The 21,918-nt window shown below is 60.3% G+C and carries 18 protein-coding genes, 1 tRNA gene and 1 riboswitch; of the genes, 11 read left to right on the forward strand and 8 right to left on the reverse strand.

The window, feature by feature from the left end; translation table 11 throughout:
* Positions 1-471: 471 nt before the first annotated feature.
* The gene (locus tag IEW18_RS01180; RefSeq protein WP_188555994.1) at positions 472-957 is read left to right on the forward strand and encodes a hypothetical protein; all 486 of its coding nucleotides are present in this window, start codon (positions 472-474) and stop codon (positions 955-957) included.
* Between the two features lie 121 nt (positions 958-1,078).
* Here the strand turns inward: IEW18_RS01180 and IEW18_RS01185 are convergent.
* Positions 1,079-1,151 (reverse strand) — tRNA-Gly (locus IEW18_RS01185).
* Positions 1,152-1,270: 119 nt separating this feature from the next.
* Here IEW18_RS01185 and IEW18_RS01190 point away from each other — a divergent pair.
* The 3 genes from IEW18_RS01190 to IEW18_RS01200 all read left to right on the forward strand — a co-directional run bounded on the left by IEW18_RS01190 (position 1,271) and on the right by IEW18_RS01200 (position 3,312).
* Positions 1,271-1,513 carry a hypothetical protein gene (locus IEW18_RS01190; RefSeq protein WP_188555995.1) on the forward strand — a complete coding sequence of 81 codons (243 nt, stop codon included), beginning with the start codon at positions 1,271-1,273 and terminating at the stop codon, positions 1,511-1,513.
* Between the two features lie 43 nt (positions 1,514-1,556).
* A complete protein-coding gene (locus tag IEW18_RS01195) occupies positions 1,557-2,096 on the forward strand; it encodes a GNAT family N-acetyltransferase (RefSeq protein WP_188555996.1) in 540 nt (179 codons plus the stop codon).
* Positions 2,097-2,250: 154 nt separating this feature from the next.
* On the forward strand, positions 2,251-3,312 hold the full coding sequence (locus IEW18_RS01200; RefSeq protein ID WP_188555997.1) for a hypothetical protein: 1,062 nt from the start codon (positions 2,251-2,253) through the stop codon (positions 3,310-3,312).
* Between the two features lie 179 nt (positions 3,313-3,491).
* Here IEW18_RS01200 and IEW18_RS01205 read toward each other — a convergent pair whose 3' ends face one another.
* The 3 genes from IEW18_RS01205 to IEW18_RS01215 all read right to left on the reverse strand — a co-directional run bounded on the left by IEW18_RS01205 (position 3,492) and on the right by IEW18_RS01215 (position 6,915).
* Positions 3,492-5,822, reverse strand: a complete 2,331-nt coding sequence (locus IEW18_RS01205) for a B12-binding domain-containing radical SAM protein (protein WP_188555998.1) — start codon at positions 5,820-5,822, stop codon at positions 3,492-3,494.
* A 170-nt stretch (positions 5,823-5,992) separates the two neighbouring features.
* Positions 5,993-6,565 (reverse strand): AraC family transcriptional regulator, encoded by a 573-nt coding sequence (locus tag IEW18_RS01210; protein ID WP_188555999.1) that lies wholly within the window; start codon positions 6,563-6,565, stop codon positions 5,993-5,995.
* Positions 6,562-6,915 (reverse strand): hypothetical protein, encoded by a 354-nt coding sequence (locus IEW18_RS01215; RefSeq protein ID WP_188556000.1) that lies wholly within the window; start codon positions 6,913-6,915, stop codon positions 6,562-6,564. The genes IEW18_RS01210 and IEW18_RS01215 overlap by 4 nt, the downstream gene beginning before the upstream one ends.
* Before the next feature lie 227 nt (positions 6,916-7,142).
* On the opposite strand from IEW18_RS01215, the gene IEW18_RS01220 reads away from it, so the two are divergent.
* Positions 7,143-7,421, forward strand: coding sequence for a hypothetical protein (locus tag IEW18_RS01220; RefSeq protein ID WP_188556001.1), 279 nt, complete (start codon positions 7,143-7,145; stop codon positions 7,419-7,421).
* A 120-nt stretch (positions 7,422-7,541) separates the two neighbouring features.
* Here IEW18_RS01220 and IEW18_RS01225 read toward each other — a convergent pair whose 3' ends face one another.
* Both IEW18_RS01225 and IEW18_RS01230 read right to left on the reverse strand, forming a co-directional pair.
* Positions 7,542-8,630: a YncE family protein gene (locus IEW18_RS01225; protein WP_188556002.1), complete on the reverse strand. Its 1,089-nt coding sequence runs from the start codon at positions 8,628-8,630 to the stop codon at positions 7,542-7,544.
* A 28-nt stretch (positions 8,631-8,658) separates the two neighbouring features.
* Complete coding sequence (locus tag IEW18_RS01230; RefSeq protein ID WP_188556003.1) at positions 8,659-10,623, reverse strand: TonB-dependent receptor; 1,965 nt, start codon at positions 10,621-10,623, stop codon at positions 8,659-8,661.
* Between the two features lie 171 nt (positions 10,624-10,794).
* Positions 10,795-11,014, reverse strand: a riboswitch (cobalamin riboswitch).
* Between the two features lie 146 nt (positions 11,015-11,160).
* Here IEW18_RS01230 and IEW18_RS01235 point away from each other — a divergent pair.
* Positions 11,161-11,760, forward strand: coding sequence for a DNA-3-methyladenine glycosylase (locus tag IEW18_RS01235; RefSeq protein ID WP_188556004.1), 600 nt, complete (start codon positions 11,161-11,163; stop codon positions 11,758-11,760).
* A 241-nt stretch (positions 11,761-12,001) separates the two neighbouring features.
* Here the strand turns inward: IEW18_RS01235 and IEW18_RS01240 are convergent, their stop codons facing one another.
* Complete coding sequence (locus IEW18_RS01240; protein ID WP_188556005.1) at positions 12,002-13,189, reverse strand: THUMP-like domain-containing protein; 1,188 nt, start codon at positions 13,187-13,189, stop codon at positions 12,002-12,004.
* 209 nt (positions 13,190-13,398) lie between these two features.
* Positions 13,399-14,019 carry a hypothetical protein gene (locus IEW18_RS01245; RefSeq protein ID WP_188556006.1) on the reverse strand — a complete coding sequence of 207 codons (621 nt, stop codon included), beginning with the start codon at positions 14,017-14,019 and terminating at the stop codon, positions 13,399-13,401.
* 144 nt (positions 14,020-14,163) lie between these two features.
* On the opposite strand from IEW18_RS01245, the gene IEW18_RS01250 reads away from it, so the two are divergent.
* From IEW18_RS01250 to IEW18_RS01270, 5 genes are all read left to right on the forward strand, one after another.
* A complete protein-coding gene (locus tag IEW18_RS01250; RefSeq protein WP_188556007.1) occupies positions 14,164-14,928 on the forward strand; it encodes a DUF4397 domain-containing protein in 765 nt (254 codons plus the stop codon).
* Positions 14,929-15,056: 128 nt separating this feature from the next.
* Entirely contained in the window at positions 15,057-16,376 is a 1,320-nt protein-coding gene (gene ahcY / locus IEW18_RS01255; RefSeq protein ID WP_188556008.1) for an adenosylhomocysteinase, read from the forward strand.
* Positions 16,377-16,549: 173 nt separating this feature from the next.
* Positions 16,550-17,143, forward strand: a complete 594-nt coding sequence (locus tag IEW18_RS01260; protein WP_188556009.1) for an RNA polymerase sigma-70 factor — start codon at positions 16,550-16,552, stop codon at positions 17,141-17,143.
* 135 nt (positions 17,144-17,278) lie between these two features.
* Complete coding sequence (locus tag IEW18_RS01265; protein WP_188556010.1) at positions 17,279-18,319, forward strand: FecR domain-containing protein; 1,041 nt, start codon at positions 17,279-17,281, stop codon at positions 18,317-18,319.
* Between the two features lie 162 nt (positions 18,320-18,481).
* Complete coding sequence (locus IEW18_RS01270) at positions 18,482-21,901, forward strand: TonB-dependent receptor (protein WP_188556011.1); 3,420 nt, start codon at positions 18,482-18,484, stop codon at positions 21,899-21,901.
* Positions 21,902-21,918: the final 17 nt, after the last annotated feature.

The following is a 21,918-nucleotide window of genomic DNA, read 5'->3' on the forward strand; positions in this document are numbered from 1 at the left end:
TGCCACCTGGGACGCGGTTATGTATTTGTGTGAAAAAACTTGAATTTAGCGAGTAAAGGCACATTTGAGCATGCTAATGAAGGAGCCGAAACATAGTGTATTGTATACGCATGTAGCAGCACTAGCAAAAAGGTAAAAAAGTACAGGTTTGCCTAGCGAGTGGAGGCATACACAGAACAACGGCCTTTATATCTTCTGCTATAAGTAGAAGCTACTACAATGCTGATCGTTAGATAAGCCTTTTACTTCCGTGCCTTATAGGGCAGTAGAAGCTTGAATAAACAAGGGAGGGTAAGGTGTGGGTGCGCAAACAGACCCACCCCGTTTTATAGGTTCAATATCCCTTTTGGGGCCAATGCTGTTAGATTGAGGGGCTAGGTCGTTGAACAGACCCACACCTAAGCCACTGATTAGCGAGGTTGTTACATTATTAGTGGTTTGCTATCTTCCAGGCCTCTATCAAAAGCAGTTATGCGCCTGTTATTTATACTCCTGCTGCTGGCTTCGTTGCCTACCGTTGCCCAAATTACCCCATACGCCCGCATTGCAGCGGCTCGAAACATGCCTGTTAACCAAGCATTTGGTTGGTTTCAAGACGCTGAATGGATTAAAAGCCACATTCAGTCTAAGCCGGGGTGGCTCGTGCGCAGCGATACGGGCACTGACGAGCGCCGCGTACTGATTTTTGAACCATCTGAATCGGGGTCACCTGCACTTTTGCAGGCGTTTACTTTCGAGCACGGGATGCTGGCGCAGGTGTCGTTCTCTTTCGCTCCAGATAACCCAGCAGGTGAGCAGTACACTCATGATAGCCGGTGGGAGCCGGTTACCGGCCGCCTCAACGAGTGGATTGACGTGAGCCGCAACGCTTGGTTGCGTAAGCGTTACAGCGGCGAGCGGGTTGAATATTCTATTCAGTACTTGCCTACAGAGGATGCCGTCCCGGCATCGGAATAAGATAGTTATGCGGCTTGGTGGCGGCCTTAAAGAGAGCCAGCCGAAGGCTTGTATAATCCATAGTATAACCCAAAAACAAATCAGCCACCTATGCAATAGCATAAGTGGCTGATTCACAATGAGCGGGAAACGAGGCTCGAACTCGCGACCCTCAGCTTGGGAAGCTGATGCTCTACCAACTGAGCTACTCCCGCGTGGTAAGGCAAAAGTACGCCGGGAAAATCAAATTCCAACTACCTGCGTATCCTTCAGCTTCATACGGTACTGTTTTCCTTAGCGGCGCACGGGCGCCGGCTTCAACTGCTGCTTGCTTATGTCTTGGCCTCTTCCGCCTACTACCCGCCGCCTGGTTGGCTGGCTGTTTCTGATTGCCGGCTTTTTGTTGCTGCTGGGCGTTGGCTTGCGGCTAGGCGTGGTCTATTATGAATACGAGCGGTTAGGCCCCGATGCCCTCAGTTCGGGCCGGTTAGTGATAAGCATGACTATGCTGGTAGCGGCCATCATGATGCTGCGCTACGGCTGGCGCGAGCGGCGCGGCAACGATACCGTGGATTAGGGGCCTTACCTTTGCCGCTCTCCTTTGATTTGGTTTCCCTGTTATGACCTCTCCGCTCCGTATTCTGGTAGCCAAGCGCAACGCGGCTACGGCCGCCCAATTAGCTGAGCTAGGCCAGCGCCTGTTTCATGAAACGTACGCGGCGCAAAATGCCCCCGAGGATATGGCGGCCTACGAGGCGGCTACCTTCAGCCCGGAAAAGCAACTAAGCGAGCTACAGGACTCCAATACCGTGTTTCTGCTGGCACAGTTGGTGCAAGAGGTAGTCGGCTACGCGAAGCTGAAGCTGCACTCAACCCTAGGCCTCGACCCCGACAAAACCCCCGAGGACCGGCTGGAAGTGGAACGGCTGTACGTGAGCCAAGACTGGATTGGTACCGGCTTGGGCGCGGCCCTGATGCGCCGCGCCATTGAGGAAGCTCGCCAGCAAGGAAGCCGAGCCGTGGTGCTGGGGGTTTGGGAGAAAAATGCCCGGGCCCTGGAATTCTACCGCCGCTTTGGGTTTAAGCAGGTTGGTACCCACCCGTTTACCGTAGGCTCCGACGAGCAAACTGACCTGATTCTGCGCAAAGGGCTACAGTAAAAATTGCTTGTAACAGCTCCTGCGTGGTGTTCTGTTACGCGGTAAACCGCCTCGCGCATCTTCTACCCGTGTCCGCGTACCTTTAGCTTGTCGTCTACCTAGCCTGCTTGCGTTGAAACCACTACGGCCCGTCTGTTCTCTTGCCTCTGCTGCAGTGTGGGGCCTGCCGGTACTGCTGGCTGCTTGCTCCAATGATGCAGGCGGCGGCCAGCAGGCTCAGGTGCCGCTGCCTACTGGCCACTACGAAGGCCCCGTCAGCTACCAAGGCAGCGAGTTGCGGGTAAGCCTGGATTTGCGCGAAGTGTCTCCGGGCAAGCTCCAGGCCGATGTAAGCTTTCCGCAGTTACCTGGGCTCGAGTTTGAAGCCGACCGCCTCACGTATCAGGAGCCCCAACTGCGCCTGGAGCAGCAAGCCGGGCAAGCTGGCGGCATAAGCATTCAGGCCATACGGGAAGGCGACTTTCTGCGTGGCTTGCTGAGCTTCGACAGTGTGCGGGCTGATTTTGTGTGGGTGCGGCGGGGCGAGGCAGGCCCGCGGGGCTTCCGGGAGCAGGGCCTGACGGTGCGCTACGCCGGCCGCGTCCAGGCCGCGCGGCTTCTGCTGCCCGACGATACGCTCCGACTGCATCCTGCCGTGGCGTTGCTGACCGTACCCCAAACCCAGGCTGCCGCCCAGGCCCGCGCCGCTTACCTGGCCCGCCGGGGCTTCGTTACCATGGTCGTAACCACCCCATCCCCAACTGCTACCCCCGATTCCAGCGCGTATTATGCCACGGCGGCAGCCCTGACTACGTTGCGCCGGCAGGCGGCAGTTGATTCCGGGCGGGTAGGGTGCTGGGCCCGCGGCTCCGTGGTGCCGCAGGTAGCGGGAGCAGCGGCTCGCGCCCGGCCGGCGGCCGCTTTCGTGGTCCTGGAGTCAGTAGCCGCCGCTTCCCGGGACGAGGCCAGCCAATATCAACCACTTAGCCAGCAGCGCATCCCTGTGCTGGCCCTGTACGCTGGCCTCGATACGAGCCTAAACGTGCGCGAAAGCACCCGGCGCCTGCGCTCCGTGCTCGGGAATCGTCGCGGGACGCAAATTCGCACGTATCCGCAAGCCACCGCCGACTTTGTTCAGCCCGGCAAACTAGGTGCCGATGGGCAGTGGCAATGGCCCAAGCCCGCGCCTGGCTACTGGGACGGCCTTACCGAATGGCTGCGTAAGGTCACGAATTAGCCGGGCCACTAAGAGAGGTAAGGGCATATCTTGGCGGCGGGTAGAGAGTGCTGACACCCAATAGTCGGTCTGAGCTCAGCAAGGCAGGCACCTACGCAACAAATAGCACCAAGACAGCAGCCAATTTGGGCGTACGTACGGGTATCTGGCAACTTCGTTAGCAACCTTAAACGCTGCCCTTACAGCACCAGTAGCCCCTTTTCGCGCAGCAACTGCCACCCCGGCGACAACAGAAACTGCTCCCAGGGCTGGCCGGCCGCAGGGGGGTAGGAAGTAGCCGCATCTTTCAGCAACACCTTGGTATCGTGGTCGGTGGCGAGGGTAGTGAGCAGCTCGTGCAGCCAGGGCCCCAGCACTGCCGGCACTTTCACCTCGAAGTCCTCGGCCTGCTCATAAAAAGTCAGGATGGCCCGCTGGCCTTTTTTGGCCGGCTCGTAGCGCAGCTCCGGCGCGTTGCCCAGCCAGAACAGGCGGTTGTTAGGGCGGGCGGCATCGGGTTTGGCTGGTTCCTGCAGGGCCTGCTGAATGAGGTGGCGCGGCACGGTGGGCTTGGGCGTCCGGAAGTCAAACCAGAAGCTGAGCGGCTCCTGGAGCGCCACGCCGTGCAAGTAGTTGTACAGGGCTTTGGCCAGGCCCGGGCCGAAGGCTTCGTGGTCGGTGCCGGTGGGGTCGTCGTGCCACAGGTCATTCCAGGCGAAGGGGCCGGGCTCGGGTCCGATGGCCGCTACCTGGTACTTCCCCGGATTCTTGCCCACAGGCGAGTGAGCCGTCATGGAGAAGCGGTGCCAGTAACCGCTCTGCACAATGCCCGCCGCAAACAGCTGCCGCACCACTTCCAATGAATCAACCGTTTCCTGCGTGGTCTGGGTAGGGAAGCCGTACATCAGGTAGGCGTGGACCATGATGCCGGCCTGGGTGAAGCCATCCGTCACGCGGGCCACCTGGGCAATGGTTACGCCTTTTTCCATGAGGGCCAGCAGCCGGTCGGAGGCTACCTCCAGGCCCCCGCTCACGGCAATGCAGCCGCTGGCCGCCAGCAGCCGGCACAGGTCGGGCGTGAACGTTTTCTCGAAGCGAATGTTGCCCCACCACGTAATGCTCACCCGCCGCTTGAGCAGCTCAATGGCCAAGTCGCGCAGGGCCAGGGGCGGGGCCGCTTCATCCACGAAGTGGAAGCCGGTCTGGCCGGTTTGGGCAATGATTTGCTCGATGCGGTCCACTAGCAGGGTACTGGGGGCCGTTTCGTAGCGGGAAATATAGTCCAGCGTGACGTCGCAGAAGGAGCAGCGTTTCCAGTAGCAGCCGTGGGCCACCGTCAGCTTGTTCCAGCGCCCGTCGCTCCACAGCCGGTGCATAGGATTCAGCACCTCAATGACCGACAGGTATTCCGTCAGCGGCAAATCGGAGTAGTCTGGCGTGCCCACTTCGGGGTGGGGCACATCCGGGAAGGGCTGGTTGATGTACTCCACTTCGCCCGCCGCATTCCGCAGAAAGGTGCGCTGCAGCGGTAAGGGTAGCGTTTGCGGAGTGCCCGGCAGCACGGAACCCATCATTGCGCCGGCCAGCGTTGGGTTGCCACTACCTACCCCACTGGCTAGGTACTGCAGTTCTACCTCTGCGTGATGCTCCAGGAGGGGCTCAGCTGCCGCCTTGCTGCCTTCCCCCAGCCATGCCAGCAGGCGCAGCCAGGGCCCTTCGCCGTCGTCCAGGGTCAGGTAGTCGATGTAGTCAAAGAAGCGGGGCTCCCGCAGGTTGCGCAGCTCGGTGTTAGGGTAACCACCGCCCATAAGCGTTTTGGTAGCCGGGCTGATCTGCTTGACGCGCCCCGCTAGGCGCAGAGCCCCGTACAAATTGCCCGGGAACGGCACCGTGAAACCCACTACCTCGGGCTGCACCCGCGTCACCAGTTCATCCAGCAGCTCCAGCAGCATGCGGTCCAGCAGGTTGGGCGCAGCTTGCAGGGCCTCGTGCAGGCCGTCAAACGAGGTAGCGGACATAGCCAGCTTCTCGGCGTAGCGCGAAAAGCCAAACTGCGGGCCCACCGTTTCTTTGATCAGGTCGGCGAGGTCTTCCAGGTAGAGCGTGGCCAAGTGGCGGGCCTGGTCGGTGAGGCCCATGGTGCCAAAGGCCGTTTCCAGGTCGGCAATGGTATCGAAGCGGCTGGCCTCGGGCAGAAACCGCGAGTGACAGATGCGCGGAGCCAGCGTGTTGTCCTTGTTCTGCAGAAAGCGAATGACCGGCCCGATGGTACTCAGGTAGCTCTGCTGCAGGCGCAGCATGCGGCGGGCATTGTCGCTGAGCGAGTAGGCGCCGGCCTCAATTTCGGCAAATACCCGAGTCAATCCTTTCTTGGAAAACAGCTTCAAGACCAGCTCCAAGCCCAAGTCGGCCTGGGTTACCTGGTAGCCGCGCCCGCCCAGAAACCCCTTCAGGTAGGCCGTAGCCGGGTAGGGCGTGTTGAGCTGGGTAAGCGGCGGGGTAATGAGCAGGATGCGAAGCGAAGCGGACACGGCAGCACGGGGTCAGGAGCGGACAACAAAGATACGACGCCAGAGGTGCCCGTAACCGCGTAAGTCCCGCCCCGGTTCCGCTGGTGCAACAACGCAAAAAGCGTAGGCCGCTCCCCTTGTCCGAACTGGATGAGGGAGCGGCCTACGCTTTCGTTGGGTCTGGGCCTAGGCTACGCCAGTTGGTCCAGCGAGAGGCGCTTGGGCATCAGGTCGCGGCGGAATTCACTCACGGAGCGGCCGGTTACCTGGCGGAATTGGTTGCTTAAGTGCTGGCCGGAGCTGTAGCGCATTTGCTCGGCAATTTCGCTGAGCGTCATTTCGTTGTAGCTCAGCATTTCTTTTACCCGCTCAATTTTGAGGCGAATCAGGTACTTCTCGATGGTCAGATTAGCCGTGCGAGAAAACACCTTGCTCAAGTGAGAATAGGTAGCGGCAAATCGGTCAGTGAGGAAGGCTGAGGTAGTGAGCGGCATACGCGCGGTGCGCAAATGCTCCAAGTACTCTACCAGCGCGCTTTTGATTTGCTCGGTCAACTGATCGGCGCGGCCCATCAGCACATCGAAACCCGCCTCGCGCAGCATGGGCGCTACGGAAGCCGGGTCAGCCGGCGTGCTTTGATCAAGTTGCGCCTGGCCCAGCGTTACGTCGGTAGGATGGTAGCCAGCTTGTTCGAGAAGGCTGCGCACGGCGTCGATGCAACGTGGGCAAACCATGTTTTTGATGTGGAGAAGCGTCGTTTTCACGGATGTTGAGTTGAGTTCAGCCGCGTTGCGGTCCGCGTGGGTTTACGAGTAGTAGTCGAGTTTGGGTTGGGCCGGGGGCGCCGTGCGGGTTCCGCTGGCGCTTCGGCCCATTGCTTGCCAAACCAGCTGGCAGCCGCCCAATTCACAAAGGGCACAACCCCGAGGAAGGTTACGGCCAGTAGCCAGAAAAATACGAAAAAAGCACTGAATAGCCGGCCAAAGAAGTTGTCCTGCACTCCGAACAGGTAGCCTACCAGCGCCAACGCCAGCAAAAAGCTAACTCCCGCCAGGATGGCGGCCCGCCGCAGCAGGGGAGTGGAGGCAAAAGCAGGAAGCGTAGGACGGGTCATGGTAACGGCAAAAGGTAGACAAAGATAAACGTCTGTCCTATTCAGCAACCAGGAGCGGCCGGCGCAGGGAAGCAGTCAGCTGTAACAACAAAGCATAAGGAGGGCGTGTTTTGGCGGTGGAACAAGGGTAGCAAGCATAGGAAATACTCATACGCAAAAAACCAGTGGCGCGGTCAGCCGTACAGGCCAAAATACTATACGTCTTACCCCTCTTCCTAACCCGACCCATGAAAACCGCTTCTTTCCTTCGCGCAATAGCCGCTGCTGTGCTGCTTACTACCTCCCTCACCGCCTGTGATACTGGCGACAAAGCCGGGGATACCAACGTTGAACGCGGCGACGCCAAAGACCTGGGCATGGATACCAACATGCCCAGCCAGAACCCCGCCGCCGATTCGGCTACCTCCGGCATGAACCGGGATACCATGAAAGTTCCTACCGGCCGCCAAGTGTACGAAGACGGCGCCAGCCGCAAAGACCGTAACAACGACGGCCTGGCCGACTAAATTCCCTCGGCCTTAAGGCTCCTCAACGCAACAGCGCCGGCTCCCTCGTGAGGGAGCCGGCGCTGTTGCGTTGGGTAATGTCCGTCTTCTGGAACTCTCGGTTAAGAACCTAGAACAACGTTAGTAGAACACGAATCCGTTAGGGCCGATGCCGACCGTGAACGAATCAATGGCGGCACCGGTGCTGCGGTAGCGGATTACTTTATCGGCGGCCGTGAAGGAGCCGACGCCGCCGTAAATCGTGTTATCCTGTGGGTCCACGCCGAGCCCGTAAAAGCTGCGCCGGATCAGCGGGGTAGTCGGCAGCTTGTCGTCGTCGATGGCCAGGGTGTACACGCCCCCCCGGTAGGTGTAGTAGAGCTGGTCGCGGCGGCCATTGATAGTCAGGCGGCCCGGGGAACTGGTATTTACCTCCACTTCCCGGGTTTTGGCCGTGAGCTGACCGGGCGTAATCTGCGAAAGGCTGCCCTTGGTAGTGCGGGTGAAGTCGATGGAGTAGTCGGCGTTGTACACCACCTTGCCACCGCTCAGCACCCACACGTTGTTGTTACGGTCCACCACCACGCTGTTCGGCGAGTCGCCCACCGGAATAGTGCCTTCCACGGCATCGGTGGTGGTGTTAAGTACCGTGACCGTGTTTTCGCCGCTGTTGGTCACGTAAAGGCGGTTGCCCACCACGGCCAAACGCTCGGGCTGCATGCCCACCGGAATGCTTTTGGTAACGGTGTTGGTTTTCAGGTTGATAACCGAAACCTGCCCGGCTTTGCCATACGCTACCGTTTCCGTAACGTATCCTTTCTCAGCGGAAGCAGCCACGAAATAACGGGGTAGTTTCAGGCTGCTAATGGTTGCTTTCGAGCGGAAGCTAGCCAGCGAGACGACCTCCAGCTTGTTGCTGTTGTTGACCACAATGTAGCCCAGCGAGTCCTGAATGGCCATGCTTTGGGCCACGTCGCCCAGGGCGCGTTTGTTGACGCTGGTAAACAGCAGTGGGTTCCGAACGGAGTTGCTTTCCTTGCTGAACAGACTGATATCGGAGTTGGAACGCAGGAAGTTACCCTCGTTCACCACGAATACGCTCTTGGTAACAATGGGCGTTTCCGTGGGCGTCGGGTCGTTGTTTGGGTCGCAGGCCAGCAGGCTTAAGGTGGCAGCGCCGCCCAGCAGCATCCGGTAAGGTAGGCTGGTGAGGGTGGAAAGTGACTTCATAAAAAGGAATTAAGGAAAAGATGACAGGTTAGCGCCACAGCACGCGCAAACTAAGGGCGCCGTGCCGCAGGGGCATGGCGCGGTTCTGGTAGCTTTGGTAGCTGCGGTTGGTGAGGTTGTAGCCCTGGGCCAGCACCAGCAGCTTCCAACTCGGGCCCACGACCAGCGTGCGGCCAGCCGTTGCGTTCAGCAGCAGGTAGGAAGGTAGAAAGCTGGTGGCCGAGGCATCGGTGTAGCGGTAGCCGGTGAAGGTGAGCGTGGTGGTAAGCTGCCAGCCGTGCCACTGCTGATCGACGCTCAGGGCAGCCGAGTGCAGGGGCACGAACGGCAGCTGTCGGCCCACAGGGTCGGAGTCGTAAGCGGCGCCCTGGGTTTTCTGGGAGTGGGTAAAGGCGTAGGACGCCCGGCTTGCCAACTGGTAGGCTCCCGACTGCCAGCTCAGCTGACTGCTGGCCTCCAGGCCCTGAGCCCGCACCTGGCGCAGGTTGCGCGGCGACCAGTACGAGGCGCCCGGCGTCCACTGCACCCAGTTGTCTACCAGTTGGTGGTAGGCCGTCAGCTCGGTTTGCAGCCGCAGGTGGGCCGTGGGCACGGCTAGCGTGTGCACTACCCCACCTTCGTAGCCGATGCCTTGTTCGGGCAGCAAGTCCGGGTTGCCGCCCGGCCGCCAGTACCGCTCGTTGAGGGTGGGGGCACGGTAGCTGCGGGAGGCGCTGGCCTTCAGGCTGAGCATCTGCGGACCTGCTTGCACTACCTCCCATTCGGCCCCGGCGGTAGGCGTGAGCGGGACCTGCCGACCTGGCAACACGGCCTGGCGCACGTTCAAGGAAAGGTGCAGGCGGGGCCGCGGGTCGTAGCGAAGCAAGGCAAAGCCGGAAAAGCGGTTCTCGGTGCGCGCTTGGGTGCCGTAGCCGTCTACCTGGGCTGCAAAGTGTTGCGCTTCAGCTCCTACGCGCAGGGTAGCAGTGGGCGCGAAGTTCCAGGTGTGCTCGGCCTGGGCCTGGGTAGTCCGCACGCTCGACTCGCTCAGCCCGCTCACGTCGTCGCGGTAGTTGATGACATCCTCAAACCAGGCCACCCGGCCGGCCCACTCGTGGCGGGAGCTGATGTGGCGGTAGCCGGCCATGAGGCGGCGGCTTTGGTCCCGCTCCCGGGCATTGGTGTTGTTGGTCCCAATGCCGGGCTGAATCTGGCGGTCAGCATCAGTTAGCCACGCGGCGGCGGTCAGCTCCCCGCCCTGCCCCAGGCGCAGGGTTAGGTCTTGGGTGAAGCTGGCTTGCTGCAGGGCCGCGTTTTCCTGCGCCCGGCGCACGCGCCCGGTAGCTACCTGCTCGAAGTACGGGAAGTTGTTTTCGGCCTGGCGGTAAAGCAGACTGGTGCGCACCGCTAGCTTCTCGTTGCTAAATCCCGCCTCCAGGGTCCCGGCTCGCAGCCCGAAGCTGCCCAACTCGCCCTGGGCCACGGCTCGCCAGCCCGCTCCCCAGCGTACCGGCGAGGAAAGCAGTACCGTGCCACCCACGGCCCCGTTGCCGTAGGTAGCGCTGGCCGGCCCCGGCTGAATATCGAGTTGCGTAGCGCCCGTAGCCGGGAGCAGGGCAAAGTCGGCTTCCCCCAGGGAAGGTAGGTTAATGTTGAACCCGTTCCAGAGCACGGCCGTGTGCCGGGCCGAGGTGCCGCGCATGGTAATGGAAGACAGCTGCCCCGGTCCGTAATTCTTCAGGTACAGCGCCGTGCGGGCGCTCAGCACCTCAGCAAGCGTGCCGGTGCGGTAATTAACTAAATCCAGGGAATCCAGGGTAAGCCGACGACTCCCAACGGCAAATCGGTCGGGCCGGACACCGGCCACGCGCACGGTGGGCAGGCGCTGGGCGCGGGCCGTATCGGGGGGTAGGGCCGACTGGGCCGCCAGCGGTTGCGCTGCTACCAGCAGCAGGCCTACGCTACCAAGGAGCGTGCCCAGCCGCTTTACGGGCAGCCACTTCAGAAAATGCATCTTCCGAACCAAATTTTCGCAATCGAAAAATTCAGTTCAAAACCCCAGGGTTGCGCGGGCAGCGGGGCCACTCGCGGGTTCCTCGGAGCCGAGGCCGAAAACAGACGAAAATCCGGCCGCGCCTGAGCGCCGCCACTGCATTCATTCTCCGCCCTTCCTCCGCAGGCGCTGAACATGGGAAATGCAGAGGCAGGTCTCCTGGCTTGCTCCGGGCGCGTCGCCTTCCCATTTCGGCTGCCTTCCAAGGAAAGAGCCTGTGAAACAGTGGCCGGTGATGACGCGCCGACTCATGAAGCGTACAGTTGCGGGGACAGCTCCGGAATTAAACCGGATTCCCTTTTCAGCCTCGCCCCCCAATCGGGGTCCGGCCACCTCTACGCCGCAAAGGTAGCAGCAAAGTCAGAAAGAAGCTAGAAGAGCAGCCAGATGAGCTGGGCCCGGAAAGAGAAGCTATAGGATAGAGGGCAAGAAAGCTCGGCTTTGTAACCTTTATGCAAGCAGTCGGTACCACTAGCTCCTAGCTCCCGCCATCCGTTCATGAAGCTGCCCGTTGAGTTTTACCGTCGTCCCGATCCTGTTCTTATTGCCCGCGAAATGCTCGGCAAATACCTGTTTACGCGCATCAACGGGGTGCTCACCGGCGGCCGCATCGTGGAAACGGAAGCCTATGCCCATATCAACGACCAGGCCTGCCACTCTCATCTGGGCCGCTACACGGCGCGCACCCGCGTGATGTATGAGCCCGGCGGCGTGGCCTACACTTACCTGATTTACGGGCGTTACGTGCTTTTTAACATCATCACCAACGAAGCTGGCAAAGCCGACGCCGTGCTGATTCGGGGGCTGGAACCAACGGTGGGCATTCCGGAAATGCTACTGCGCCGGGGTCTGACGGAGGTGCGCCGCAACCTCACTGGCGGCCCCGGCCTGCTCACGCAAGCCCTTGGCCTTACCACCGCCCATTACGGCCTGCCCGTAACCAGCGACATTGTCTGGCTGGAAGACCACGGCGACGTAGTACCGGAGGACAGCATCGTGGCCTCGCCCCGCGTGGGCATCGACTACGCCGGCGAAGACGCCGCCCTGCCCTGGCGCTTCCGCCTCAAAGGCAGCCCCTGGACTAGCCCGGCAAGGTGAGTGAGTGAGTGAAGAGGTAATGAAGTGATGAAGTGATGAGGTAGTGACGTCGTGAGTAAAAAGCCCGTCATCCTGAGCGCAGCGAAGGAGCTTCTCACGCCTGAACAAGTTTCGTAACAACGGTTTGTTCAGGCGTGAGAAACTCCTTCGCTGCGTTCAGGATGACAGACGGTTTAGTTACTTCACTTATTCTCTCACTCTTTTACCTCTTCACCTCATCACCTCATCACTCACTCACTGCTTATAGCTTCTCGCAGACCAAGACCATGAGCTTGCCTTCCAGATTGGTGGTAGCAAACAGGTACAGGTCGCCGCCCTCGCGGATGCCGGTGCGGTGGCGGAATTCGGCCACGGTATCGGGGAAGTTGCGGGTGGTGACGTGGGCGCGGGCTTCGGGGCCGAGGTGAGTGCGCAGGGCCTGGCCGTCGTACTTCTCCACGGCTTTGATGCGGAAGATGCGGCCGGGAAACTCGGGGCGCAGTACATCGGAGGTGTAGAGGTGGCTGTGCTGGTGCAGCTTCAGCATCTCATAGGCCGTCCCGATGCTGCGAAACGCCCCGGCTTTCAGCACGGCCACGTTGGGCTCATAGAGGTACTGCTGGGGCTCGGCGTAGCGGGCAATGGCGCGGGCTTCACGGGCCCGGTTCAGCCGGAACTCCTGCTGCTGGCCGTTGCGTAGTAGGTTCACGGTGTAGCGTTCCGGGTCTACGGCGGGCTCGGGGCTTAGCTCATACAGCACCTCCTTGCACTCGTTATCCACGGCTAGCACCCACAGCCGCCGCACGTGCCGCAACTCCTGAATCGCCTGCTCAATATCGAGCATGGGGGAGGTTTTCAGCAGCACGCTTCGGCCTTTGTGCAGCAACAAGGGCATAATGCGCAGCACGTCCGGCTCGCAATCCTGAAGGCGGAAAATCTTTTTGGCGGCCGTATCCCGGCGGGCGGGGTCCAGGTAAAGCCAGTCGAAGGTATCGGGAGTGTTGCGCAGGAAGTGCACGGCGTCCTCGGTGTGGCATTGCACGTTCTGGATGCCCAACTGCGCCAAGTTAAACCGCACCACATCGGCCAGGGCCGCGTTGCGCTCCACGTAATGCACCTCGTCCACGCTGGCGGCAAAGTGGGCAGAGTCTACCCCGAAACCACCGGTAAGGTCCGCCAGGCGTTGGCCTTGTACCAGAGACGCCTTGAACGCGGCCGTGCGGGCCGAGGAGGCTTGCTCAACCGAAAGGGTAGGCGGGAAAACAAGGTCGGGGTTTTCGGCCCAGGTAGGAAGCTTGGCGCGAGCTTTTTGGCGGGCCTGAATCTGCCGGACCAAGTCCGGGACGGGGAGGCTGGGGTAGCGGCGGGCCTGCAATGCAAGCTGGGCGGGGTCGTCGTGCAAATGCTCCGCAACGTATTGCCGAGCCGCTGCCGGCAGGGGGTATTCCATGTAGGCTTCCTACGAAAATAGGGCCGGCCCGGACGTGCAACGTCCGCTCCAACCCCGAACAACGGATAATCAAACGTAAGCAGGAATCCGGCAATGCCGAACGGCCCCAGGCTACGCCAGCAAAGGGAACTAGCTAAAACAACCATTCCGAATCAGGCGTCGCTACGGAAGCAACACCCGATTCGGAATGGTTAAGAACGTCAGGCCGGCTAGCGCAGGTTCCAGGTAAGGGCCACCATCGGCCGGCCAGTGCGGCTAGCGGCCAGCCCCACGGCGCTGGGCCGCAGCTGAACAGCGCCGGTGCGGGCGGCCGGTAGCCCGGCGTTGTTGGCTTCCACGGCCCGCTGAAAGTGGGAGTTGGTGTTGCGGGAAATAAAGATGTTGCTGAGCAGGCTGGCAATGGCCACGCCGGCCGCTACCTGCTGCGTACCGTTGAAATACTGCTGTTTCTCATCCAAGGCTAATACCTGCTGGCTGTACAGGCCTACTGCACCCACAAACGTTGCGCGCTCGGCCAGGTACAGCCACTTCTGCCGACGGTAGCGGTTCAGGTTGTCCAGGGCTTCCTCATTACCGGCGAGGTAGGGGCGCAGGCGCTGCCCGAAAAAGCCCGCATTCTGGTACTCGCCTTCCGTGGTGCCCAGGCCCGTTGTAAAGAAGAAATTCTTCTGAACCCCGTTAAAGCCCCGTGCCTTGTCCTCAGGGCTCAGGCGAATAATGGTGTTGGCCTGTTGTGCCTGCGCCGTCAGGCTGAGGCCAAGGGCGCAGGAGGCAGCAAGGACGGTGCGGCGCACGGCGCCGGAAAAGCGAGTTGGAAACAGCTGATGCATGAGTACAAATCTAGAGTACAATCATTCAGGGACCTAAGCGCTTAGGCGAGAAAAAAGTGCAATTCACCGAGGGAAATTTCACGTTCTACTCAACAAAAGCGCAAGGGCCTTCGTTCTGACGGTCAATTCACTAATCTGCCTTCTATGAAAACGCTGACTTCCTTCCTGCGTCCGGCCCTGCTGCTGGCCACCCTGCCGGCGGCGCTAACTTTCTCGGCTTGCTCCAACGACGACGATGATAACAACACGGCAACCCCCAACCAGGGCAACGTGCTGATTTCCCACGCCGCCGCCTCATCGAATGTTCAGGTAACGGCATTGGCCGATGACAGGCAGATAGGACAGCTCAACTACGGGCAGAGCAGCGGCTACCTGAAAGTAAACGCGGGCACGCCTACCCTGAAGATTAACAACGGTAGCCAGACGGTAGTAACCCAGGCCCTGAACGTGGCCAAAGACCGGAACTACTCCGTATTCGTGTATTCGCCCACGGCTACCATTGGTAGCGCGGCCCTGTTGTCGGTTTCCGACGACTTGTCGGCGCCGGCTGCCAACCAGGCCAAAGTTCGGTTGGTACACCTAGCCGTAGGGGCTCCTACCCCCGTCAGACTCAGCGTACCCTCACCGGTGCCCGGTGGGGCGGCTACGGACCTGACCACGGACGTGGCCTTCGGCACGGCGTCGGGCTTTGTGGCGGTTAATGCTGCTTCGCTTGGCCTGAGCGTCACTGCCGCCGGCACGGGCACTGCCCGCACGCAAGTGCTGGCCGTTGGCGATGGTACGGGCTCCGGCACGGGTACCAAGAACTTTGAAGCCGGCAAGATTTACACCATTGTGGTGCGTGGCATTTCCGGCGCCGGCGTGCCCGCCGCTCAGCAGGCGCAGGCCATCATAATCCAGAACAACTAAGCTGGTTTTCCTACCAAGTGCTAACAAGGCCTGCTCCTGCTGGGGTGGGCCTTGTTGCTTTCGGGCCTAGTAACAATTTGGCTATCTTTGCGGTTGAAAAGCGACAACGCATTCCAGCTACTACCATCATGGTTGATACCAAGACGACGGCTTACGTTCCGTACAAAGTAAAAGATATGTCTCTGGCCGAGTGGGGCCGGAAAGAAATCCGCTTGGCCGAGGCCGAAATGCCCGGTCTGATGGCCTTGCGCGAGGAGTACGGCAACAGCAAGCCCCTGCAAGGCGCGCGTATTGCCGGCTGTCTGCACATGACCATTCAAACGGCCGTGCTGATCGAGACGCTGATTGCCTTGGGTGCGGACGTAACCTGGTCGTCGTGCAATATTTTCTCGACGCAGGATCATGCCGCCGCCGCTATTGCTGCGGCCGGTATACCGGTATACGCCTGGAAAGGCATGAACGAAGAGGAATTTAACTGGTGTATCGAGCAGACCCTGTTCTTTGGGGAGGAGCGCCAGCCCCTGAACATGATTCTGGACGACGGCGGCGACCTGACCAACATGGTGCTGAACCAGTTCCCGGAGCTGGCCGCGGACATCAAGGGCCTGTCGGAGGAAACCACCACGGGCGTACTGCGCCTGCTGGACCGCGTGAAGAACGGCACCCTGCCCATGCCGGCCTTCAACATCAACGACTCGGTTACCAAGTCGAAGTTCGATAACAAATACGGCTGCAAAGAGTCGGCTGTGGATGCTATCCGCCGCGCTACCGACGTGATGATGGCCGGCAAAATTGCGGTAGTAGCTGGCTACGGCGACGTAGGAAAAGGTACTGCGGCCTCCCTACGCGGCGCCGGCGCCCGCGTTATCGTGACGGAAATTGACCCCATCTGTGCCCTGCAGGCTGCTATGGATGGCTACGCGGTGAAGAAGATGGAAAACGCCATCAAGGAAGCCGACATCGTGGTAACCGCTACCGGCAACTGCGACATTATCACGGAGCAGCACTTCCGCGCCCTCAAGGACAAAGCCATCGTCTGCAACATCGGTCACTTCGATGATGAGATTGACATGGCGTGGCTGAATAAGAACTACGGCCACACCAAGGACACGGTGAAGCCCCAGGTAGACCTGTACAATATTGAAGGCAAAGAGGTTATCATTCTCGCCGAAGGCCGCCTCGTGAACCTGGGCTGCGCTACCGGCCACCCTTCCTTCGTAATGTCGAACTCGTTCACGAACCAAACCCTGGCCCAGCTGGAGCTGTGGCAGAACGCCGACCAGTACGAAAACAAAGTGTATACCCTGCCCAAGCACCTCGACGAAAAGGTAGCCCGCTTGCACCTCGCCAAAATTGGGGTGGAGCTGGACGAGCTGAAGCCCAAGCAGGCCGACTACATCAACGTACCCGTGGAAGGCCCGTTCAAGTCGGATCTGTACCGCTACTAATCGGTCGGGAGTAGCCGACGCAGTTTTGAAAACCCCACTTGGCTTTGCGCCGGGTGGGGTTTTCTTTTGGTCGAGAGCTACTAACGAGTATTTAGCTTAATGAATATCTGGTATTTATCTAACCTTAAATAGTATATTAGCTGCCATTCCTGCCGTGTTCATTTCTCTGATCTGTGACTTTTGTTTCCCTCCGGATGTATGCCTCCTGGCCTGACGCGGCGCTGCTCGACGCTATGCGGACCGATGAGGAAGGCGCGTTCGAAGAGTTGTACAAGCGCTACTGCTACCGGCTGTTTACGGTGGCTTACCAGAAGCTCAAAGGCCGGGAAGTAGCCGAGGAGCTGGTTCAGGACCTGTTCACTGATTTGTGGAGCCGCCGCGCCAGCCACCAGATTCAGCAGGTGGAGCACTACCTGTTCTCAGCTATCCGCTACCGGATTATTAACTACATCAAGGCCCAGAAAGTCCGGAGCGGCTACGAGCTGTACTGCCGCATTTCGCTTTCGGAAGCCAACACGGATACCGAAGAGGCCCTGGCTGCCGAGGACTTAAGCGCCGCCCTACTAGCTGGCGTGCGGAAGTTGCCCGAAAAGTCACGGGAAATATTTCAGCTCAGCCGCCTGGAGCACTACTCCGTACCCGAAATATCCGTGCGGGTAAACCTGTCGGAAAAATCCGTGGAGTATCATCTGACCAAGTCGCTGAAGCTGTTGCGGAGCTACCTGCGGGATTTCCTGGTGGCGCTTATGCCGCTGTTGTTCCTGTAGAGGTAGGGTTCAGCACAGCGGAAGGGGTAGGGAAGGGGCTTTTATAACTTTTTATAAAAAAGTGTGCGGTTGGTTTAGGGATACCGGCCGGTTGGCTGACTTGTTACATAGAAGCCCGCCTAAGCCTTACTCTCCGTGACGGAACCTGAATTCCATTTGCTCCTTCAGCGCTACCTCGACGGGCAGTGCACGCCCGCTGAACAAGCGCTGGTGGAACAGTGGTATAACCGGCTGGAAGAGGCGGATGGGGTAGCCCTCCTACCCACTCAAAATCAGGAAGCGGTAGAAGATGCTATCTGGCGGCGGCTGCCGCACCTACGGCAGGCGCCCGCAGCAGCCCCGCGCGTACGGCAGCACCCGGCCACGCAGCCTGCCTGGGTTTGGTGGGCCGCTGCCTTGTTGGTTTTTGCCTTGGGCCTGGGAGTGTTGTTTACCTACGTGCAGGCACCCGTGGGGCCGTTGGGCGGAGTAGCGCAGCAAAGCTGGACGCGCCACCGCAACACCACCCGGCAAGTGCAGGAGCTGCAGCTACCCGATGGCAGCCGCGTGACCCTGCATCCTGGCAGCCAACTGCAATACGCTACCTCGCTGGCTGGGCCCAAGCGGGAGGTGTACCTAGAAGGAGAAGCCTTCTTTAAGGTCAGCAAGAATCCGGAGCGGCCCTTCCTGGTGTTCACCAAGCAGGTAGTAACCACGGTGCTGGGCACCAGCTTTCGGGTAACAGACTACGCCCACGGGCTGAAGGCCTCCGTGGCGGTAAGCGAGGGCAAGGTATCAGTGCAGGCCCGCAAAAACGCCGAGCTGGACGCTACCCCCGCCAGGCCCGCTGCTACCGGCCTAGTGCTGCTGCCCAACCAGCAGGCCGTGTATTCGCTTGCCACGCGCCAACTGCGCAAGAAGCTGGTGGAGAAGCCGGTGGTTTTGTCGCCGCAGACCCTGGAGTTCGACGCCCGCCCGGTTACGGAAGTGCTGACGGCGCTGGAAAAGGCGTACGGCGTTACCATCGTGTACGACAAGCAGAAGCTGGCGGGCTGCACCGTGAGCATTGCTTTCTACGATGAGCCTCTGCTGGAAAAAGTTAGCCTGCTCTGCCAGTCGTTGGGCGCTTACTACAGCTTGTCCGATGCCCAGATTATCATTCATAGTTCCGGTTGCCAGCTGCACCCGGCCCAGTAGCGCCTATTAACCCCGAGGCCCCATCCGCTCCCCACCCCCAGCCTTTGGCTGAAACACACCTCCCATACAAGTTATTGCATAGCAGCTTGTTGTGGCGTTTCTGAAAACGCCGATGGCCACTGTTTTCTCTTTAGTTCCCACCACCATAGTGAAAATCAGTTTATGAAAAACCTCGTACACATCCCACCACCCTTCCAAACCCCGGCCAGAGTGCTGGTGCTGCAAGGCGTAATGGGCTGCCTGCTGGCCAGCATGGCCACTGCCCGGCCCGTTTTCGTGCAATCCGTTCTGGACCGCAAGATTACCCTGCAGCTGGAAGGGCAAACCATCAAGGAGGCTCTCAACCGCATTGCCAAGCAAGCCGACGTGCGGTTTGTGTACAGCCAGCAGCTGATTAAGTCGGACCGCCGCGTGACGGTGCGCGCCACCGATGAGCCGCTGGTCACGGTGCTCGACGAAGTGCTGGCCCCGCTCAAGCTGGAGTATGAGGTGAACAATGGCCGCGTGGTGCTGCGGGTTCCGGCAAAACCTACTACCGCAAACGTTTCCAACACAAACGATTTCGTAGCAGCCGATGTCACCGTATCGGGGCGGGTAGTGGACGCCAAAGGAGCCGGTCTGCCCGGCGTGACGGTAGTTGTTAAGAATACTACCATCGGGGCCAGCACGGGCCCCAACGGGGAATTTACTCTGCAGGCTCCCGAAAACAGCGTGCTGGTGTTCAGCTTCGTCGGGTTTACGCGCCGTGAGGTGCCCGTAGCCGGCGCTACCAGCAACCTGTCGGTAACCCTGGCCGAGGACTCGCAGGCCCTGAATGAGGTAGTGGTTATCGGCTACGGCACGGCCCGCAAAAGCGACCTGACGGGGGCCGTGGCCTCGGTTAGCGGGGCGCAACTCACCCAGGTAGCCACCTCCGACCCCGTGCAGGCCCTGCAAGGCCGCGCCGCCGGCGTAGAGGTAACCACCAACAGCGGCCAGCCCGGCGCCGGAACCCGCATCCGGGTGCGCGGGGTGGGCACCATCAACAACAGCGACCCGCTGTACGTGGTGGACGGCATCCAGACCAGCGACATCAGCTTTCTGCTGCCTACCGATATTGAGTCGACGGAAATCCTGAAGGATGCTTCGGCTACGGCCATTTACGGTTCGAGAGGGGCCAACGGGGTAGTGCTCATCACCACCAAGCACGGCAAGGTGGGCAAGCCCCAGTTTAACCTTACCGGCTACACCGGCTTCCAGGAAATCAGGAAGAAGCTGGACCTGACCAATGCCGCCGAGTATGCTACCCTGGTTACGGAAGCCTACACCAATGGCGGCGCCGCCGTGCCCACCGACTACGCGGCCCAGCTGCAGAGCGCCATCCAGAGCGGAGCCACCGGCACCAACTACCAGGACCTAGTCACCCAGCGCGGATTGATTACCAACTACAGCCTCTCGGTATCGGGTGGCACGGAGCAGAACCGCTACCTGCTCAGCGGCAGCTACTTCCAGCAGGATGGTATTCTGAAGAACTCGGGGCTGAAGAAGTACGTGGTGCGCCTCAACGACGACTTCGCGCTGACCAAAAACCTGAAAGCCGGCGTTTCGGCGACGTTCACGAACTCCAACGTGGTAGGCGCCTCCGATGGCACGGGCAACACCCTGAACTACCGCGTGCTGGAGTACGCCACCCAGAACATTCCGATTCTGAACCCCATTGGGCCGAACGGAACCTACAATTACGACAACATCACGAACGTGCCCAACGTGGCGCGCTACCTCGATGAGCAGAAGCAGAGCAAGACGCGCAACAGCACCTTGTTCTCGAATGCCTACCTCGACGTAGCCTTGTTTAAAGGGCTGTCGTTCCGGTCGTCTTTCGGCATTACGTATAACCAAAGCAACCCGAAAGGCTACCTGCCCCAGTACTTCCTCGGGCCCCTGGACAGGCGCGACCAGAGTGCCCTGAATGAAACCCGCCTGCAGAACGTGTCGTGGGTGTGGTCGAACTACGCCAACTACACCAAAACTTTCGCCGACAACAGCTCCTTCTCGGCCACCTTGGGTCAGGAAGCCCAGCGCGGCTACGGCAACGGCATTTCCATCACGGCCTACAATGTGCCGGCCGACGCCTCTTTGCAATACGTGTCGGCCAACCGGAGTGCCAATAACGCCGTGCGCAGCTCCCAGTACGATGGGGCATTGCTCTCCTACTTCGGCCGCGCCAACTACAACTTCCGCGACCGGTACCTGCTAACCGGTACCCTGCGCTTCGACCAGACCTCGAAGTTTCTGGGCTCCAGCCGCACGGGTACCTTCCCCTCGGTGGGGGTCGCCTGGAACGTGTCTAACGAGGATTTCCTGAAGGGCCTGAGCGGGCTTTCTTCCCTGAAGCTGCGGGGTAGCTACGGGGCCGTGGGCAACCAGAACGCGGCTCCCAACTACGGCTACGCCTCCGTGGCGGCCAACAACCAGATTTACGTGTTCGGCGGGCAGCCGGCCCCGGGCCTGGCCATCACCCAGCTTAACAACCCCGATCTGAAGTGGGAAACCGCCATTACCACCGACGTGGGCTTGGATGCCGAGCTGTTCGACAGCAAGCTCACCTTCACGGCCGACTACTTCGTGCGGCGCACCAAGGACATGATTGCCCTGCTGCCCGTGCCCGATTACATCGGGCAGGCGCCGGCCAGCGCCAACGTAGGCTCCCTGCGCAACCGCGGGCTGGAGCTGGCCCTGAACTACCGCAACCAGGTAGGCGAGTTTCAGTACGGAGTAGGCCTGAATTTTACCAAGATCAACAACGTAGTAACCGACCTGGGCGGGGCTAACCCCATTGCCAGCGGCAACGTGCTGGTCCAGATTGGCAACACCACGCTCACGGGCGTAGATCGGGAAATTGCCTACTTCTACGGCTTACAGACCGATGGTATCTTCCGCTCACAGGCTGAGATTGACTCGTACCAGGGCAGCACCGGCGCCCGGATTCAGCCCGGGGCCAAGCCCGGCGACATCCGCTACCGCGACGTGAACGGCGACGGAGTAATTACGGCCCTCGACAACACCTACCTGGGTAGCGCCACGCCCGACTTTACCTACGGCGGCTCCATCAACCTGGGCTACCATGGCTTCGATTTCAAGGTGCTGCTCTACGGGGTGCAGGGCGCGGAAGCCGTAAACGGCGTGGCGTTCAGCCTCTCCAAGTCGAGCAACCTGGTTGGTATCTGGAGCAACTTTTACGCTTCCCGCATGGACCGCTGGACGCCCAGCAACCCCAACAGCGACCAGCCCCGCGTCACCTCCAACGATACCAACGGCAACGACCGGTTCAGCAGCCGCTACGTGGAAGACGCCAGCTACCTGCGCGCCCGCAACATGGAGCTGGGCTATTCCCTCCCTGCGGGGCTGTCGTCGAGGTTCCACATCAACGGATTGCGGGTGTTTGCCTCCGTTGACAACGTCTTCACCATCACGAAGTACACCGGCTACGACCCCGAAATTTCCACGGCCGGCTTCTACGGCAACCCCCTGGCGTACGGCGTGGATTACGGCAACTACCCCCAGGCCCGCACCTACCGCCTGGGCTTCAACCTTCAGTTTTAACGATATACACAACCGCG

Source organism: Hymenobacter glacieicola (assembly GCF_014640315.1).
Taxonomy (GTDB): Bacteria; Bacteroidota; Bacteroidia; order Cytophagales; family Hymenobacteraceae; genus Hymenobacter; species Hymenobacter glacieicola.